Below are 18,633 nucleotides of genomic sequence, written 5' to 3' on the forward strand. Positions count from 1 at the left end.
TTTCCTTAGAGTTCGCCGTAATCGACGTTTGCGCCTGAGCTACTCACCTGCTGACCACTTGCGATCGTCCAGTAGCTGCTCTGGGGGATAGTGACTTGCTGTCCGGGGCTGATAGTGACTTCCGGCCCAAATGACCATGCATTCATGCTTTCGGGGATGGTGACGCTGTTATCTACCGTTTGCTTATGCCAGGAGATAACCGAGAATGCGCTTGCCTCAAGCGGGACGTTGCCGGTCAACTGCTCCTGAATATTGGCGTCGGCTGCCGCACGCGCATTTGATTCGGCCATGTCAGCCGCCGCCCTTTGAGCAGCCTCGGCGGACACTTCATCGTCTACGTACTGCTTGAAATCCGAGACAGATTCATCAACGTAATGCTTTGGCACTGCATCAGTAGCAGCGACTGGATCGGCAAGATTGCTGATGCGGTTATTAAGCGCATCGTAATAACCTGCAAAGAAGCTGGGCTTTCTCAGGGTTAACGAGTCGAAGTGCCACCCATATTCCTGAATCAGCATCGTCAGCTTATCCAGCGCAGCCTCATGAGAAGAGGCCGGGAACTTGCCGTTCTCGTAATACTTAGTTTCCTGAGTTAGTGGGGGCGCTCGGTAAATAAGGACCGAATTGCCGGAGGAATAAGCGCTGTTAAAAGCGATTAAGCCACCACTGCTGTTTCCCGCGCCTGTTACGGTGTAGTCAGTTCCATTTACCGGCTCACTGATTTTTCCTGATTCATCAGCCACCATCACAGAGATGTCGCTGTTCAGCAGGAAATAAAAGGGAATGGTGAATGTAGTCGTGACCCCGTCAGCGTTATACTCCACGTAACTTTGGGTGGATGAGACTGTCATCTGCCTTTCTCCGGGCGTGTGTAATCTCCACAGGGGAAATCCTGCGGTAAGAGGTTTGATGCGAAACATTCAGACAAGCGATATTGAAACGACTGCCATTACGGCGGTAGTGCTATCTCTTATCTCAATCCCTTATTTGGACTGGTGGGGGTTTCTGGTAGGCCCTGCTATGGTGCTAATGTTCGCATGGGCTTATTACTCAATGGCTTTTGTGGTGTGGATAGGTAGCGCATTTAAAAAGCTTATCGGCCGAGCATGAATTGCGAAGGCGGAACCAGAAAATCGTTACCCTGATTCTTCCTGATGTTCTGCTCATAGCGATGCAAGGAGCCGGGAGATAAAGACTCCTGTAGCTGATTCAGGATGAGATAGTTCATGACGGGGCGCGCCCAGAAAAGGTTTATGAACGGCGTGTGGTCTACTGTGAACCTGAAGGCATCCCCCGCCTTGGCATCACCTGCTCTGGCTTTCTGAAAAAGCGTCACGATCTCGTCAAGGTTGCCCGCGACTGGACCTGCCAGAGAGGTTACCGGACCATTACCAAATCGGTTTGCTTCACCGAAAAGGGAGTCTCCGAATATCCCCAGCCCGCCACCCTGCGCCGCTGCTGCCAGCAATGTTTTGCTATCTGCCGGTCGTGGAGTTTGCCCCTTCAGCATCAGCTTGGTCTGCATGGATAGATATCCGAACGTGGTCATCCACAGGAAAAGCTGAGCCAGCCCAACCATCTCACCCTTCCCGCTTTTAAACAGTGCGTTCTGCACGCTACTCCATCGCCCCTGACCCAGTGGTGCAGGTGTGTAGCCGCGACCAAACACTTCACGACCCAGCGCCTGCTGCATGAAAGATGCGGTAAAGGATTTGTACTGTCCGATAAAGCGAAGCAGTTCACCTTCTACCGTTCCCGGTTGCGTCCCCTGCTTCATCAGTGCGCGGGTTCGTGCCGTAGGCTCTGTCATTGCCACCATGACGCGATCGAGCACATATCCACGTAACTTATCAGCCAGTTGCTCCCGGCCTGCCTGAAGGCTTTTCTCGTTCACGTTAACATTGCGATCGGAAACATACTTCGCGATGACGTCGTCGGGGATTGAATCAATTCCGTCAGGCGTCATGAATTTGCGGCCTTTAGAGCCTTTCAAATCCATCTGGCGATAGATGTTCCACTCAGCCTCACCAATGCCGTGCAGGTCAAGGGCGCGCTTTAAATCGCCGTTCAGCGATGCGTGTACGGAACCGGCGTTGTCAGCCAGCCAGTGAGAAATCATCGTGGCCGTCGTGTTACGTGAAGCATCTGTCCACCAGTTAAGGCCGTTGAGCTTGAAGAACTGGCGCTGTAGGCGGGAAACCTTGCCGGGAAGAGTAACGTCGCCTGAGAAGCGCTGCAGGATTTCATCACGCATTGAGTCGGCGTAAACGCCAAGTGAGCTGAGAATCTGCTTCTGCTCAGGTGCAGAGTATCGCTTGAGCCTCCCGTGAATAGACTCAGTCAGCGCCTGCGGGAAACTCTTCCCCTGATAGCGGAGTTCCAGCGCGTTACTGGCAAGGTCGTTGAAGGATGAAATCAGCGCGCCGCCAAGCTTAATCATTGAATCCACGGCGCGGGTGGTTGAGCCAAAGCGGGCAAGCGCAGTTGAGCCTGGGATGTTTGTTGCGCCGGTTACCTCTGCCATCTGGCTTTTTATCTGACTACGGCGCGCATCTGTGAAAGCACGCAGACCTTTTTCATTGCCGCGCAGATCGTTAGAAACTGTGTCGGCCAGATAGTTAAGCATGTTCTCCGGGTTTGTACCCAGAACGCGCATCAGGCCAGTATTACGGGCTGACGACTCAAGTCCGCCAAAGATGGCCTCACGCAGGCTGCCAACGCCGTACTGCTGGTTGTACTCGTGCCATGCAATGCCATCTTTAAAATGCAGCACGCGCTCCTGACTGGCACGGCGTGCAACGTTCTGCGAGCCTTTGAAGCCTTTCATCCAGTCAGGCTTTTCGGAGGACAAATGGACACCAGATGCGAGGCCATCATAAACACTCCGCAGGAAGGCGTCAGTGTCAGTCACCCCCTCAAAAGTGGCATTGTCCAGCCGCGGCAGGATTGACTGCTTCCACGCATCAAAGCCCGCGGCACGGATTTTCATCATGTCATGCCCCTGACGGGCAATGTAGCCAGGCATTTTACGAATCCATGCGCCAGCCTTGTTCGCGTCAATGCGAGCTGCTTCCTGCCACTTGGTGATAATCTCCGCAATTTTCACTGACTCAGGCCGCAGGCCACTGGTCGACTCACCCTTACCCAGTCGCCACATTGCATCAGCGACCTCAGCATCATTTGTGCCGGCCGCAAGGAACTTCAGTACATCAGCCTGTTCCAGGTCATGATTCAGGCCTGAAAGGTATTTGGAGCGCAACTGAAACTGCTCTGATGAAGCAGATGAACGGCTACCGGTTCGAGCCTCGTTGCGACCAACAAGAATAGCTGACAGCCCAATGTCTGGCCGATCCGGGAAGCTGTCTCGCAGGAATGCCAGTCGCTCAGCTGCCACCCGGGTATTGATTGCCTTGTTACGCGCCTCAATGACGTTTGCCAGCTTTTCCTGATTACCTAACTCTTCCGCTGCGCGTAGCGCCGCATCCTGCAGTGAAATCCCTTCATTCTCAGCCCGGATACGCTTCACGGTATTTTCCATGTCGCGCACCAGCGTTTCCATCTCCTTCTCAGACAGTTCACGTCCGGCTGCCTTGTTGACTGCTTGCTCGCACTGCGTCAGAAACTGATTAGCCATTACATTCTCCTGAGCATACAGGCTGCATATTCCTGATACCCTTTAACCAGACTTTCGTCACTGACCTGCTTCTGAATTTCACCCAACGCCTCACGCAGTTCCGGTGAGTCCAGCTCATCGACACGGCTTTTAGCCAGCGCCAGTTCAGATTCAAAATCTTCCTGAGCATTCAGCAGGTCAGCATCATCACGACTTGCTCGCTGGTAGTCTGCTTCTGCATCCCTGCTGGCGTTCACTGTAGATGGCTCGGTGTCGCTGCGCGGTCCCTTTCTGATTTGCTCGATAGATGGCTCCCGCAGTTCGGGCGCGGTCATATCGAAGAAAGGCTCAACGTCTGGCGCTTTACCCTGCATCATGTGCGACAGTCCTGCTCTAAAAGCATTCTGCCGCTGAGTCCAGTGGGCGTCGTCGATTCTCTGCGCGGCTGTTCGTACTCCCTCGGCAAGAGAGGTGCGCTGCAGCCCGGACTTTATCTGACCGGCACGATCGCTGATTCTTCCTGCCAGTCCGACAGGGATTTCTCCGCGACCGATTGCACTCAGCTCACCTGAGGCTTTCTCTGCCGCGGCATTACCTTCCAGAGCCTGATTTATATCGTCGTTACGTGAAGAGAGAGCCTGCTTTTCACTTTCAATATCGGCCAGCGCTCGCTGACGTGCATCACGATACTTAATACGCTGTTGCTGATATTGCTCAGTCCGCGATTTAAGTGTTGCATCCAGCCGACTGGCTGCATGCTCATTTGCGGCTATCTCCGCCCGCAGGTCAGCTACGTTATCGATTCGGCCCTGCTGCAGGTTCTGAAGCGACTGCTGATACTCAGGGATTACGTCATCATATGCGCGACTGTAGGCGTAATTGTCAGCCTCACGCGAAATGGTCTGGTCAAGTAAAGGCGATGCATTATCAGGCTCACCTGCTGATACGCGGCTCGGCGATAACGGCTCAGAAACAGGCTCAACACGCGCTGTTGTCTCAAGTGGCGACTCACTGGTGACAGTGGGCCTGCGCCCCCTAACCAAATCGGCAATTACTCCTCCACCGGCATGAAGCAAGCCGCCGCCGACCGTGCCATAGAAAAGGTTCTCCATAGCGCTTCCCAGCGTGAAATCATCACCCTCCGCCGCCGATGCCATTGCCATGGTCGGAAGAGTTGCGCCGGTCTGGAGGCCGCCCATTGCTGCGCCCTGCAGAAATCTCTCTCCGGCACGCCCAAGCAATGTCGCTGCGCGCGCCTCGCCAGCGAACGGCACCAGAGCCAAAGCAAGGTTGCCCGGGTCTGCCATTGCGCCAGCGAGGTTTGCCATCACGTTAAGAGGCGTGGCAACAAAGCCAGATGGAGCTGCAGCGGCGATCTGCTGCTTCGCCAGCGCGTCCTTTCTGTTCGATACCACATTATCAAGATATGTCTGGGTAACTCCCTCATCCGGGATGTTGATACTTTTGACACCGTACTGCTTCAGCGTCGCGTCAGCCTGAGCCTTAGGAACCACTGCAGATGAGGAATCATTCAACTGCCCGTAAGCGCGGTTCAGACGTAATGCCGAGTTAAACGGCCCCTCATCAAACCCCTGCTCGAAAGTAGCAGCAAGCGATTCACCAAGACCTGACGCGGCATTGCCGATTGGCTGGTTAATACCCTGACCCGGGTCTTGTGTGTAAATCGTCAACGCTGTACCCCTTGCTGAAAGTTATCACCGAACAATGCGCGCTCCGGCGTCATGCCGCCTTTTTCCGCGTCAAACTTGGTTGGCGATGAGAAGAACTTGCCGATGCTGTTGAGCAATCCGCGATTCTGCTGGCCCGCTTTAGAGAGGTCATCGAAGCTCGCAGTGATAGGCGCGCCATTACTGCCATTCACAACAAGTCCATTCAGGGTTAAAAGCAGGCCGGACTCGTCTGCATTTGTAACCCACTCGGCGTTATCACGAATGCGCGACAGACTTTGCTGCCGGTTGATCTCATCACCCAGTCGCGGGTCACCCTGCAAAGGCATAATCTGGTCTGCCTTCAGGTTTTCCAGATAATGATTTGCGCCATCTCGTACATCACTCAAATCCAGTCCGTACTTAACCGGCAGGCGCCATGAGCCCTGCGTCTGATACTGAGAACCGAGAACATCCTGATAGGCCTGCTTTGCTGCATCGCCCGGGCTCATACCCTTCTGAATATTGAGGTAAGTCAGACGGCGGCCCTGCTCGTTGAAGTTATTCCAGGCGCCAACGCCACCAGGCTGATTAACCATCGTGGTTGCAAAGTCCTTTGACTGTCTGGCCCACTCACTGTCTGCAGAGTCAGATGCGCCCTTGTTATCCGTGTTGATGGCGTCTTTGATATCGCCAGTTTTAACATTGCGGTTTTGCCACAGCGTGTTTGCCGATCGCGGATTATCCGTTGCCATGACAACCTGCAGAACGGGACCTGCTTTCTTCTGCACCTGCTGCATAACCTGATCTGCATAAGGGCCGAACTGACCGGCGATATTCTGAATCGCGGCCACGCTCTGCTCCTTGCTGGTGTCAATCTGCTGCAGAATGCCATCAGCCAGCGCATCCGGAAGAACGTCCTTGCTCTTTATTCCCAGCCGTGACTTGTCCACCAGAATAGCCTGAGCCAGCAACACACCCTGAGACGGATCCTGCTGGTAGGTCTGGTAAGCTGCCTTCACTTCAGGGGAGTTCTGGGCCAGCCAGCCGCCCGGATCTTTTTCACGAGCGCCGATTACTTGCTGATATTTCTGGATAGCCTGCTGGTAACGCTGCTGGCGGAAAGCAAAATCGTCCTCGCTTCCAGTTGGCCTGATGCTTTGCACTGACGCCAGCCCCTCACCCGCCGACTTCGTATTGATGTCGGAGTAGATGGGCTGCAGCTGATTAAGCAGTGCGTACTGCTGGAACTGCCTATCCAAAATAGTCAGTTGCTCAGGTGTGGCGTCATGCGGCGCTGTGCTCATCCACTGCTCGCGGCTAATCGGGTTCGCGACCGGATTGCCAGACTCAATCAGGGCTGTGTCGTTGCGCATCTGGTCCTGCATCAGCAGGCGGCGCTGCGTATTCTGCTGATCAACCTTTGCCTGCGCCTGATTAATGATCCCATTTGTCTGCTGAGGGGTTAGCTGGCCCCATGGAACGCCAGGGGCAAGCTGATTCGGATCGCTCTGTGATGACCATGCCCGGCTCAGTTGAGAGTCGCTCACCGGAGCGCCATATCCTTCCTGCCGCGCCATTGCTTTGGCGACAGCCGTCATTTGCTGCGGGTCATTAGGGTTAAGTTTTGCGTCGACAGGAATGCCGGTTTGCTGGCTCACTGACTGCGCATACTGGACAGGGTTGTTGTTGTCTCCTGCCGGAGCCCACTTACTGATTAAACTGGAGAGGGTATCGCTGCCATTGTTGATGTGGTTACGCATCAGCTTTAGTCCCGCACGGAATCCGTGGTCAGGCGTGTCAAACTGCTCAAAGCCAGTGCCGTTATCGCCGCCCTTTCCCGCCCAGTTATTCGTATTGCTGAAGCGGATATTCAGCGGGTTGTTATTTCGGGTAGCCAAAGTGGAAGGCGAGCCTGATGGCATTGATGTGCCATCTCCGGCACCAATGGTCTGGGCTGCCTGAAATGCACCGTGCTGGTCGATTACATGCTGAGCATCTTTCTGGATGCCGTACTGCGCTGCAGACAGTGCCCACATGTTTCGGGAGCGACTGGCAATCTCAGCCTTCGTTGCCGGGTCCAGATCGCTCTGGTCAATCGCCTGCAGGTGAGCAACGGCAAGCGCTTTGGCTGTGTTAGGGTCCTGCAGAATCGCATTCCCAACCGCAGCCGCGCTGTCATTCAGATTAGCGACTGAAATCTGCTTGGCCTGATTCTGCCCCCAGTTGATCGCCTGATTCTCAAGCTGGCCGCGTGACTGCGCCCAGCGAAGGGTGTAGTCCTGCTTTTCGGTGTCGCTCATGCCGGGGTGCTGGGAGAAGAAATCTTCCTGGTGTTGCTTAATCAGCTGCTGTGCAGCCGGGATGTAGTCGATGCCGTCTTTTGATTGCTGCTGTGCGTCATTCAGCGCCTTGCCGAGTGATGACTGAGAGTTAACAAAGTCAGTCATGTACTGCGTGCCGCGAACTGAGTTCTGCTGTTGCTGCAGTCTGACAGCCGCGTCGGCAAAGGAGTTGACGCCCTGCTGGAGCATCTGAGTATCAGTTGACTGCGACGGCAGGTTAACCGGAGATGGGCCGCCAGCGCGTAACCCTACCTGACGATCGTATACCGGAATTCTTGCCATTATTAACCTACCGTTTTGTCATTGCCGAAGTGCTGTAGTAACTTCCTGCCGCGCCACTGATGCCACCCAGCAGACTGACCAGACCGGGACGCTGTGCTTTTGCCTGAGCCCGCTGTGCTGCCGCCTGATTCTGCAGCTCAGCCATCTGCATTCTGCCGTTATAGTCAGCAGTTGCCGCGTCCATTTCCGTGTCGATAGCAGTTGAGCGCTGAATGAGTGCGTTGCTCCCGCCGCTCCCGGTACCGTTATCAGCAAACGCAGCGGACTGACCCGCAAGAGCCTGGCTCCTCTGCCTGCGAATCTGCGCAGTTTGTGAGCCGGTCTGTAGTGCAACAGTACGCGCCTGCTGATCAAGCAGTGACGCGTTGTAGTTGCTGTTGCGTGATGCCGTGTAGCCCTGAGCCATCGTGCTCACACTGTTCAGGCCGGATGAAGCAACGGATGACCATGCGGCTGGGTTGTTATTTACTGCCTGTGTAAATTGCATCGCCAGACCTCACTATGCTGTACATTTTGGCGTCCTCACCATCTGGCCCTGCGCGGCGCATGGTTCCCTCATACTCAAAACCGATCAACTCAAGCCACCTTTCAGCCTCCGGAAAGGAGGACATGGTTTCTAGCCTGACATAGTCATTCAGACCCGCAGCAATAAGTCGCCGTGCCGCCCGGTATAACTGAGTCCACTGATGGGGGATGTCTTCCGTGACAATCAGGTACAGATATGCCCGGATGGGGTTAAGTTCAACCAGCCCACCGATAGCGACAACGCGATCATCAATCACGCCTGTAAAGCTGTGGTAGCCGGCCAACTGCTGCGCACGCTCTGGCGTTCTCTCCAGTGACGACTGGCTTTTCTGCGGAACAATTTCCAGGAGATGCTGAGGTTCAAACGGGATTATTTTCATTCGCCAGTTGTCCATGAGCGGGGATAAATCGCAACCAGTGTCATCGGCAAGGGCTGGTCCTGAACCACCCTGATGCACCCCTGAGTGTCATAACCTCCGGCGAAATCGATATCCCGGTCATCAGTAAAGGCTGCGGGCGGGTTATCCATGAGGTCTGAGTAGTCACGGCTCTCTATGGTGTCCAGATATTTGCCGCCCAACTGGCCTGACTTTCCACCCAGCGTATTAACGAATCTGAGTGTCAGCTTGCTGATGCGTTTGGTTTTACCCTGCGAGGTGCCGGCCGTTCCGCCCGCCTCCAGTGGCAGGGTGACAAGTTCAGATCGGTATGGCAGGCCTACGTGAACGACTGATGCCGATGTCTCAAGGGAGATGCTACCACCGCTCACAACGACCTCTGTATGGACCGCCCCGTCAGTGACCACTGATACTTTTTCACCTTCAAGATGCGACAGGCCTGAGATGCTTTTGGTTGGCTCGCCACGATAACTAAGGCCGCAGTCAACATAGAACGCTTCTGATAGCGATTCAGTAGAGGCGTCCCAGGCCGCCCTCAGGTACTCGACATAGCGTTTCGTCACGCCGTTGATGTTTCGCTTCACCACGACCCACAAGTCATCCCTGATACCGTCAGGGTCTGGGATACAGGAGACAGCCTCCACATCGCCATTCAAATCATGACGATGCCACGCGGTAACTTTCTGCTCATCGTTGTAGGTCATTGCGACCAGCGAGCCATCAGCGAGCACGACCCAAAGCACATAGTCCGGCTCCTGCTGCCAGGCCATATCAATAATGCCCGCACGGGTTATGTGCTCCGCAAGGATCGTCACGTCGCTGGTGCTGTATGAGCCGCTCTCTAAGTCAGACAGGACTGCCCTGACTTTGCATCCGGCGCGCTGAACAAACATCGACGTAGCGCCAACCTGCACTGCGTTGACGCCCTTCGAGCCATAAGATGACTCTTTGGTTATCTGAATATTGTCAGGACCGAATGCAGCCGTTGTGGTTGATGGTGAGCATGTGTGCTCGCCGCCCGCAGTTCCAACCAACAGAGATGAACCGGGTGCCAGCCATTGAATGGTGTTGGTTGAATCGGCTTCAATCTGAACGTTAATTGCATCGTCAGACTGAACCTCATACCCATTCGTCATGGTGGTGAAGTTCTCATAGTCGGAAGCTACGGAGAACCACAGCTTGCCACGGGCCGCGAACAGGAGGCGGTTCTTATAGAAAGCAACCTTTGTTGGGAAGCCGTATTTGGGAGACCACTCACCAAATGCCCATTTATATGTATTGCCGGTTGACTCACGAACGCTCGGAGGAAGCTCTGTCAGGATTTTGCCAACAGCCTGTGTGCTGCTGACGACAGAGGTAATCTGAATAATTCCCCAGCCGCCATTCGAATACCGCCAGAGTGATGCGTTTGATGGCCCGTCACGATGAGCGCCTGCCGTCCACGTTGGCTGAGTTGCGCCAGTCTGCGAACCGTCCAGGTCTTCGTAGTATTTGCCATCACTTCTGCAAAACATGCCTACGGCAAATGTTGATGTTGTTCCTGCTTCCCATGCCGGTATATAGCCACCTTTACCAGTGCCATCCGTAACGGCATCAGTGCTCGACTCTATGTAGAATAAGCCGCCCACATGTGCCGCATCGAAAATGCCCGAGTTGGCAGTGATGGTGCATTGAGTGGTCGTGGTAGGCGTCCCGTCCGGGCGAGTTGCCCCATTGGCTGACCAGATACGGAATTGGTCTGTGTGTACTGTAATGGTGCGATCTGAGTTGATATCCCGAAACGGCCCATGCGCTCCGGCGTAATCGAAGGAATCAATCGTCCAGTTGGTGTTTGACTCCCGCGACAGCTTATACGGCGGTAGGTTGCCGGTGTGCGTGCAGATGTAGATGACATCCCCGCTCTGCACCATTGACAGGCCAAACCCGCCATCACTATTGGTCAGCTCATCAGCCGTGAATGGAGTGGCAACTTCAAGCGTTTCCCCGGATGCATTTAATGCAACGCCATGGTCAGAATAAAACCTGATGTACTGCGGTCCGAACTCCAGGATGAAAGCCTGCGTAGTGTTGAACTCGAACTTAGCCAGCCAGACTCGCTGGTTTGATCCTTTCACTTCAGAAACGAAGTAGGTGCCGCCGCGGCGCTCTGCAGGTCCCTGAGAGCGGGGGATGAAATTCAGCATCGACTTAACGCCGGATGACCACTTTTCAAAGTTGGTCTGCCCCATCATCAGCGGGGAGAACTCGCCGGCATTAAAGCTATTGAGTGATGGGGAAGCTGATGGCATTTATAACCTCGATGTTAACCAGGATGTTTCCTGCTGCTTAATGCGGGGGCGCTCAATAGCGCTGGCAGCGCGTGCTGCCTTGATCGCCGTTTCGAAGTCCTGTCCGGCCGCCTGCTTTTTGGTTGAGGACTGCGTGATGGATTCGCACATCTCATAAGCAAGCAAACAGGCAAACGCTTCAGCGAATGAGCTATCCCACTGCGACGGGTCTGTGACTTTAGCGCCGTAGCGGAGGTGCAGCGGGGCCTCGATGTCGGTAAGTATCTTCCGGCCTTCAATCTGCCATGGTGAATTACGAAGCTGGTCAATAGCGCCTGACAGCGGGTTCATCGACCAGTTGTTCAGCACCTCATCCATCCGGAGGAAATCAGAAGGAAGTTGATACTGGTGTGAGTATCCATAAGCTGGCGACTCACTCAGGGCCGCAAGCTTTGCCCGCCTGATGGAGAACGCCCAGCGATAGTCACGCAGAAGGCTTTCAAGCAAACCGTCATAAATCGCCTCGATCGTTCTGGAAGCTTTATTGTTGTCCGTCTCGCTCATCAGGCGCTCTTCGCCCAGTTTCACTAAAGCGCGGTTTATGACGATTATCTTGGTAGTCATATCTCACCATTAAAAAAGCCCTCCGGAGAGGGCTGTATCTGATACATCAGAGTTAGGCTGCGGTAACTGTGATGGTGCTGGTCGCCGTGTGGCCGCCGTCTGCGGTGGTGACGGTGATGGTCGCCGTGCCTGCAGCAACACCTTTCACCGTGATGGTATTGCCGGAACGAGTCACGGTTGCCACTGCTGTGTTAGATGAGGTTGCAGAAATCGCCGGGTTGCTCGCGTCAGAAGGCGAAACGCTGGCGGTCAGGGTCACGTTCGCACCTACAGCCACGCTTGCCGTAGTCGGGCTGACGCTTACGCCAGTAACAGAAACGTTAGTGACCGCTGAGAAGTCAGGCGTTGGTGAGCCAGCCGGGTAGGCGCGATAGCCATCCGGGCCGAGCAGCAGTGATGCTGTAACGGTTCCTGCGGTGCCGGTACCCGCTACGGTGTAGTTGACTCGCAGATAGCGCTCAGTGCGTGACGGAACAACAACACGTACTGGCTGTGCGCCTGCCGTCAGGTCAGCTACTGGAATAGCAGCAGACTGATACAGGGTTGACCAAGAGCTGTTATCCGGGCTGGTCTGGAGGGTAACGGTGAGTGAAGTCAGGCCAGCGAATGTCGCACCAACCTGCACAGCCAGATAAACCGGCTCACCGATGCCGATATCGCGGTCGACACCGAGGTCAACCACGTTGGTTGATACGGCGGTCGCAGTGACCGCCTGAGCGTTCGAGAACGTCAGCTCATTATCAAGAATTGCCATTGCTTAGCTCCTTACGCTACAGCAGTTTCGCCATCGATAATGGCATCGGTTTCGCGGAACGGCATGCCACGGAAATCAGTCCATGGTCGGCCTTCGGTGTCTTTGATGATGTTCAAGCCCAGAGATGGTTTCTCCACCGCCTGCATGTCAAAGAAGCCACCCAGTGTGCGGTTCATGTAGATGCCCATGCGAGCGCTGCGGTCTGGCAGGATGTGCGTTGCTGCAATCATCAGGCGCACCAGGTCTGTCGCGAACTTGCCGTTGGCCTTTTCGTCCAGCATTTTGGTTACGTCGATATTCGCGATTCGCACCACGTAGCGCCAGTCCCGGACAGCCAGGCCGGTTTTCCACTGGAAGTGATCGCGATAGCCTTCGTACGGATTACCATCCGCATCGAAAAGCGTCTGCTGGCCTTTGTCGGTATGGCTGAGCCCGGCTTTAGAACCTTTGGGATACAGTCCGTGAACTGTCTGATCGCCCCAGCCCACGATATAGATTGAGGTCAGATTGCTACCCGTGCCGCCAGCGTCGATGATGTTCTTGCCATTCTCTGCGTCTTTGTCGTTATAACGAGTCGCAAAGCCATCGAATGAAGCCGGGTCGTTCGCCTTGTTGCCATAGAACAGGGTTGATGCCATCTGCTGATTCATGCCCTCAATGAAGGCCTGAGCTTCAGACAGGCGGAATGCGCCGGTGTTGCCGTTCAGGTCAGCCAGCTCTTTGTCGACCTCAGAGTAGGTTTCCATGATCGCAACAGCCTCATCGACCTGCGCTGTAGTCGACTTGCCTTTGCTCACACCCTTGTTGATGCGGCGCCACTGAGCGGCGGGCAGCGAGGTGCGAACGGTGGTGCGGTGGTGAGTTGGCGCGTTGGATTCGATGAACGGCATATCCAGCAGGATAGGGTTCTTCTGGTTCAGCATCTCAATGATGCGAGCCTGTTTCAGGTCGGGGTCCTGACGCTTAGCCCAGTCGGCCAGGGTAAGGGCCGTGTTACCAATAATAGCCATCGGTTATGGTTCCTTTAGTTGCTTCCGTAGAAGATGTCTTCTGTTGATTTGGGTCCGCTCTGAGACGGCTCGCCATTGATGACCTTCGCCTCGGAAAGCGACTGGCCGATTTTGTGGAATGCTTTGACGATGTGAGGATTGCTACCCAGCCCGCTCTCTTTCAGCGCCTGAATGGCTTCAGGTGCCAGATACGCAGAGATGGCCTTGTTGGCTACTGCAACATTGGTGTCGAAGTTATTGCCCCACTCCTTGCGGATGGCAGCAACATTCTCTGTGGCCTGTTGCTCACGCTGCTGATTGAACTGTTCAACCATTTGCGACTGCTGGGTGTTGTACCACTCAGCGATGCCCTGAGCCTGAGACTTGCTGAGCCCAAGCTCATGCATCTTGCCGCTGGCCGCGCCGGCAAACTCACCGCTGTCACCTTCTGGCACTGGCAGCTCATAGCCATCAGCCGTCTCAGGTCGCCCGAGTTTGTTCCAGACGTTGCCCCAGCCTTCTGCATCACCCTCTGCAGGTAGAGCTGAGAGGAATGGCTCTGCGGCCTGCTGCTGTTCGTCACCGCCCAGCAGATTGGTGCTGATTGATTGTGCCTGTCCTTCAGTGCCCGCTTGAAGAATGTCACCTGCGCCAGACTGATCGGCTTCACCGGCTTCGTTCATGTAAGCGCGAATAAGGTCACGAATGTTAAACATCGGTTTTCTCTGCCTCGTTGATAATTCGGATCAGCTCTTCCTGATCGAGCTGAAGATATTGGGAGATGCGGCTCATCACTTCGCGGCGGCCTTCAGCCACGCACGTTGCCAGCGGGTCTACCTGCCGGTGAATAGGTGATACCGTCACGCTGGACTTATTCACCCGGCAGAAGTCACCCAGCACCTTGAGAACAATCTCCTGCTCTTTGGTGCGCTTGCCAGTGGTGCCGAATACCGCCCTGAAGGCACGTGCACGCCTCAGAATTAATCTGCTCATGTCATCCCTTCAGGTGGTTATTGCGGTGCGGGTAGTGGTGTGTTGGCTTTCTGGTTGGCAGATGCCAGCTTGTCAGCTGCGGTTGCGATGTTCGGTGCAGCATTAAGCAGGTTGTTCAGCTGCTCCTGCTGTGCCTGAGCCGCCTTGGCCTCCTGCTCTTCCTCTTCGGTGAGTAGCAGGGAAAGCGGCATTCCGTTGATGTCAGCCAGTTCCCTGATTGCCTTGCCGTACTTCACAAGGCCGAGAACGCTTGGATCGAACTGCGCTGCCTGACTGACAACACCCAGCGTAGTGAGAATGCCCTGCCCCTGCTCTGCGCGCTGCATACGCACGAGTGGGGATTTGTAGTCAATGTCATATTCCATTCCGGCATCGATAAGCTGCTGAGGCGGATCGGGCAGCAGGCCGTTGCGGGCGCATATATCAATCTCACGCTCAATCATCGGGCCAAGCTGCTCTGACATAATGCGCCCGGCGGTAGGGGCCATGAGCTGGCCTTTCTCCTGAGCGCGCAGCATAGCTTCTGTCGCCGTCATCTGTGGGTTATCCACGAGAATCTGGAACAACGTGACGAGGAAGACGTCATTAATCAGCTGGCGCTTCTGGTCCATCATCTCCAGCCCGAGATTAGGCTGAGAGCCGGACGTAAAAGGCGCGGCCAGTGGTGAGCCATTGGAACTCATGCCGCCGGGAATGATTGCCGCTGGAGTCAGGTTAAACGTGTCCAGCACGCCATCATCAGCCACAAGAATCGGCGGACGGTTTGCAAGCTGCGCGCCAATCAGCGTTTCCCTGTTCATCTCATTCAGGACTTTGATGTCAGGCAGCGCTGTCATGCCCGGGCCGCGCCCGTATGTCTCGCCGGGTGACTTGTAGTAGCGACCAATGCAGTACGGCATTGTGTGATAGCCGCTCTGCTGGACAATCTTCCGCCCTTCCTTGCAGATGTAATAGGACGCCCACGGCATCCCGGTGTGGTCCTGCTTAGGCTTACCGTCTTCGGTGAACTGGATTTCTGTGTTCGGGCAAACGCGATGGATGAACTCGAACTTGCTCATCGGCGCTGATTCAGAGGCGCGCTGAATGCTCTCCGGCAGATTGTCTTTGCCAAACTGCTGCACAGCCTGCCGGGCGTTGAGTTTGAATTTCCGGTGAACGAGGTCGACAATACCCTGATAGTTCTCCTCGTAGTAAATCTCACGAAGGTGATACGTCAGGTAGCGCATCCCTTTGCCCGGCAGCTCATCCACGTACATGCAGCCATTGCCAAATGCGCCCTGCGAGATGTAGTTTTCACTCATCTGGTTGGCGAAGTTGGCCCAAGGCGCATAACGCAGCCGGAACAGAACCTTTGTGACTTCCTCGAAGTACTCCTGAACTTCAGTGTCTTCGCTGAACCGCTCGTTCTGCAGGCCGTGCCACGTCTGTGTGCGGGGCGTAATTACAGACTCCATGGCAGCAGCAAATCTCTCAAGTGCAACAATGGGGGTTGAGTCGATAGCCTTGTCAGATTTCTTCTGCCCGTCGCGAATCTCACCCTTGAAGTCAGCGCCGCGGGGTAAACAACGCTCTGCTACTTCCTGCCAGAGCTGCTCCCATGCTGACCGGGATGTTTCCATTGTCGACTGGTCGCGGAGTATCTGGTCAAGCAGTTCGTCGTTTTCCTTCGCCATGCTAACCGCCTAAGAGTGATTTCTGTCCGGTAGAAGATGCGCCCACGCTGCCTGCACCACCGGAGCCGCTGAGGATGTTCGCATTGATGCCCTGACGTGAACGCTTGCGAAGCAGGTCATCTGCTTGCGCTGTTGCGGCGTCAGCGTTTGGAGCCAGTGCGCCTTTGACCCCTGGCGCTTTATTCTGTGTTGCCGAGTAAACGGCTGTGCCTGCACCTACGGCAGCAGAGGCAATGGCAGCGTAAGCAGCCAGCGCGCCGGTTTCGATACCCATGGTTAACTCCCGAATAGGTTGTATTCTGTGGTGGCTACGCGAGCCTTCTTGCGGGGTGATTTGATGCTGAACATCTGCTTGCCTGACCGGCGCATCATGTAGGCGTAGCGAACGGCTGACAGGACGTCATCATTGATCGCCACAATCTTGCCGTGCTCATCGCGGTGATACATGCGGAACTCCTCAAAGAACTCCGGGCATGTGCTGAACACTTTGAACTTGCCATCAAGCATGCGCTCGCGAATCTCATGGATGCCAGGCTCAACCTTGTAATTGCCGTCCGGCCATGTCGCGTGCTCTGCAAGCATCCTGAAGCCTTCAGCTTTGTATTGCTCTTTAAGCTGCTGACCGCCGCCCTTCTCGTGCTGCAGTCCATCGTGAGGCCATGCAACCGGAACACCATCGGCCCAGCGCTTAACCATCCGCCACGCTTCATCAGCCTTTTTCTCTCTGGCCTTCCAGACGTGAGCGATATAGATGACGTCTTCATCCCTGTCTTCCCAGAGCTGAACGTGCGCCTGCGGGTGGTCCCAGCCGAAGTCCTGACCGTCAATTACAAAGAAGTGATCGGGGCATGGGAACGGCTGACACATGATTGCATCATCGGCGAGGTCATAAATTCGACCGTGGCCTAGCATCGGTATGCCTTTGGTTCGCATGTCGCGCTGATGCGCAGGAAATGATGCCAGAAGCTCTGTCTTCACTTTTTCGCTGAGGTGTGGAGCATCATCCCAGCCAACATTCATGCACGTCTGTGCGGCGCTGGGTGTGTCCATGAAGCCGATAACGAGGTCGGTTCGTCCGTTCTCTGGCGTGAACGTCAGAATGCCACGCCCGCCATTCCCACGGTCACCGGTCGCCGTACGCGTCAGAACCTGCGGGAAGATGTCGGGATCTTTTGGCTCTTCGTCGATGTGGAACCAGTCGACGCTGTCACCCATCAATGCGTGCTGGCCCTGCGAGTAGGACCAGAACTGAATCTTTGCTGTGCCGCCTGACTTGTGCTTGATGTACACGGAGCGGACAGCGTTTGGCGTGCCGGTCATGGCCTCAACGCCGGTAATCAGCTCACCGGGTATCAGTCCGCCTTCCCAGCCATTATCTGTCTTGCGCCCGATGATTGGCGTCTGAAGCAGGTCGCGGCATTTCTCGCCGGAGTATCCAAGAACCCAGATAAGCGGCGCATGATCAAACCGGTGGCCTGTCCATTCATCCGGGTAATCACCCATAGCGTGGATAGCGTCGATGTATGTCGCCGTCTCTGTCTTGCCAACACGGTTAGCAGCGATGAGTGCTGACTGTGAATATTCTTTGGTGCTGGCAATGAATCGCTTCTGCCAGGGATGACGTGACTGATAGAAGCCACGATAGCGATAAACGTTCTCGCGTCGCTTTTTTTCTTCCAGAAGCTTTACCAGCTCAATCTTCTGCTCCCGGCTGAGATTTTGCATTGGTTAGCTCCAGGAGTTTGCGATCTAACTCTTCATCAGTCAGGTCAGTGATTGTCTTGTGCACCTCACGCTTATCGGCAAGGCCAAGGTCGCGAGCAATGATGTTTGGGTTTAACAGGTCAGCAGCAGCGCCAGAGAACTTCTGGTCGTAAATGACTTTCTCTGCTCGCGTGACGACCCCAATAAAATCTTGCTTCGCTCTGTAGTTTCGCCATGTCTCGTCGCCGATATCGAGGAACAGGCATAGGCCGGTCAGAGTCATCGCACGCATTTTGGCGACGGGTTCCTGAACCACTTCACCCTGATAAGCGAATGGCTTCATCTCCCAGAGTGGGTTTGCCTCCACCCATTCGAAGTACTCAATACAGGCTTGCCACAGTTCATCAGGCGAGCCGAATGTCGGGTTTCGCCCATGACTACTGCGAGCCTCCCAGAATCGGTTGCCCTTTGGTGCGGCCATTTAGAATTTCCTGCTATTTAATGGGATATTTTGCCGAGATGTAGCGTTATCACCACATCAGGATTCAGTGTATTTATTCTGTCAAAAGCACTCTTTGAATGCCCTTTGCAGAATTTTGTATAGCCTCCTCTCTCAGAGTGCCACGCCTGCAACTCGCACGGTGGGCGTTCACCGCATGTCGGGGAAGTCGGCTTTCGCCTATAACCCTGCTTGCCCCTTGCGCTTGCTGACCGAATCCACGGGAGGATTCCGCTATGCGGACGCTTCGTACTTAAGTCAGGGCGCTTTGTTCCAGAGGGACTGGCTGGAGTGTTTCTT

The 18,633-nt window shown here is 55.0% G+C and carries 15 protein-coding genes and 2 pseudogenes; all 17 read right to left on the minus strand.

The features are described from left to right. Positions 1-5: 5 nt before the first annotated feature. On the minus strand, positions 6-851 hold the full coding sequence (locus tag Q9R34_RS12555; RefSeq protein ID WP_325974576.1) for a phage tail fiber domain-containing protein: 846 nt from the start codon (positions 849-851) through the stop codon (positions 6-8). A 242-nt stretch (positions 852-1,093) separates the two neighbouring features. Continuing rightward, the gene (locus tag Q9R34_RS12560) at positions 1,094-3,634 is read right to left on the minus strand and encodes a hypothetical protein (protein ID WP_485894071.1); all 2,541 of its coding nucleotides are present in this window, start codon (positions 3,632-3,634) and stop codon (positions 1,094-1,096) included. Next, positions 3,634-5,304, minus strand: a complete 1,671-nt coding sequence (locus Q9R34_RS12565) for a hypothetical protein (RefSeq protein WP_485894073.1) — start codon at positions 5,302-5,304, stop codon at positions 3,634-3,636. The genes Q9R34_RS12560 and Q9R34_RS12565 overlap by 1 nt, the downstream gene beginning before the upstream one ends. Then, the gene (locus Q9R34_RS12570) at positions 5,301-7,907 is read right to left on the minus strand and encodes a hypothetical protein (RefSeq protein WP_485894075.1); all 2,607 of its coding nucleotides are present in this window, start codon (positions 7,905-7,907) and stop codon (positions 5,301-5,303) included. Before Q9R34_RS12570 ends, Q9R34_RS12565 begins: the two co-directional genes overlap by 4 nt. A gap of 7 nt (positions 7,908-7,914) precedes the next feature. Then, positions 7,915-8,394: a hypothetical protein gene (locus tag Q9R34_RS12575; protein WP_485894077.1), complete on the minus strand. Its 480-nt coding sequence runs from the start codon at positions 8,392-8,394 to the stop codon at positions 7,915-7,917. Further along, positions 8,369-8,812, minus strand: a complete 444-nt coding sequence (locus Q9R34_RS12580) for a hypothetical protein (protein WP_485894079.1) — start codon at positions 8,810-8,812, stop codon at positions 8,369-8,371. Before Q9R34_RS12580 ends, Q9R34_RS12575 begins: the two co-directional genes overlap by 26 nt. Beyond that, the gene (locus tag Q9R34_RS12585; protein WP_485894081.1) at positions 8,809-11,118 is read right to left on the minus strand and encodes a phage nozzle protein; all 2,310 of its coding nucleotides are present in this window, start codon (positions 11,116-11,118) and stop codon (positions 8,809-8,811) included. Before Q9R34_RS12585 ends, Q9R34_RS12580 begins: the two co-directional genes overlap by 4 nt. Then, positions 11,119-11,721 (minus strand): phage connector family protein, encoded by a 603-nt coding sequence (locus Q9R34_RS12590; RefSeq protein ID WP_485894083.1) that lies wholly within the window; start codon positions 11,719-11,721, stop codon positions 11,119-11,121. A gap of 52 nt (positions 11,722-11,773) precedes the next feature. Next, positions 11,774-12,022 (minus strand): annotated as a pseudogene (locus Q9R34_RS12595) (Ig-like domain-containing protein); the annotation flags it as partial. A gap of 54 nt (positions 12,023-12,076) precedes the next feature. Next, positions 12,077-12,475, minus strand: a pseudogene (locus tag Q9R34_RS12600) (Bbp16 family capsid cement protein); the annotation flags it as partial. A gap of 11 nt (positions 12,476-12,486) precedes the next feature. After that, positions 12,487-13,485 (minus strand): major capsid protein, encoded by a 999-nt coding sequence (locus tag Q9R34_RS12605; protein ID WP_485894085.1) that lies wholly within the window; start codon positions 13,483-13,485, stop codon positions 12,487-12,489. 14 nt (positions 13,486-13,499) lie between these two features. Further along, on the minus strand, positions 13,500-14,180 hold the full coding sequence (locus Q9R34_RS12610) for a hypothetical protein (RefSeq protein ID WP_485894087.1): 681 nt from the start codon (positions 14,178-14,180) through the stop codon (positions 13,500-13,502). Continuing rightward, positions 14,173-14,457 carry a Bbp19 family protein gene (locus Q9R34_RS12615; RefSeq protein ID WP_485894089.1) on the minus strand — a complete coding sequence of 95 codons (285 nt, stop codon included), beginning with the start codon at positions 14,455-14,457 and terminating at the stop codon, positions 14,173-14,175. Before Q9R34_RS12615 ends, Q9R34_RS12610 begins: the two co-directional genes overlap by 8 nt. A gap of 17 nt (positions 14,458-14,474) precedes the next feature. Continuing rightward, positions 14,475-16,130 (minus strand): portal protein, encoded by a 1,656-nt coding sequence (locus tag Q9R34_RS12620; protein ID WP_485894091.1) that lies wholly within the window; start codon positions 16,128-16,130, stop codon positions 14,475-14,477. 1 nt (position 16,131) lies between these two features. Continuing rightward, the gene (locus tag Q9R34_RS12625; RefSeq protein ID WP_325954673.1) at positions 16,132-16,404 is read right to left on the minus strand and encodes a hypothetical protein; all 273 of its coding nucleotides are present in this window, start codon (positions 16,402-16,404) and stop codon (positions 16,132-16,134) included. Between the two features lie 2 nt (positions 16,405-16,406). Continuing rightward, positions 16,407-17,855 carry a phage terminase large subunit family protein gene (locus Q9R34_RS12630; RefSeq protein WP_485894093.1) on the minus strand — a complete coding sequence of 483 codons (1,449 nt, stop codon included), beginning with the start codon at positions 17,853-17,855 and terminating at the stop codon, positions 16,407-16,409. Beyond that, complete coding sequence (locus Q9R34_RS12635) at positions 17,824-18,315, minus strand: DNA-packaging protein (protein ID WP_377795235.1); 492 nt, start codon at positions 18,313-18,315, stop codon at positions 17,824-17,826. Before Q9R34_RS12635 ends, Q9R34_RS12630 begins: the two co-directional genes overlap by 32 nt. Between the last annotated feature and the right edge of the window lie 318 nt (positions 18,316-18,633).

Source organism: Enterobacter sp. BRE11 (assembly GCF_031844285.1).
Taxonomy (GTDB): Bacteria; Pseudomonadota; Gammaproteobacteria; order Enterobacterales; family Enterobacteriaceae; genus Pantoea.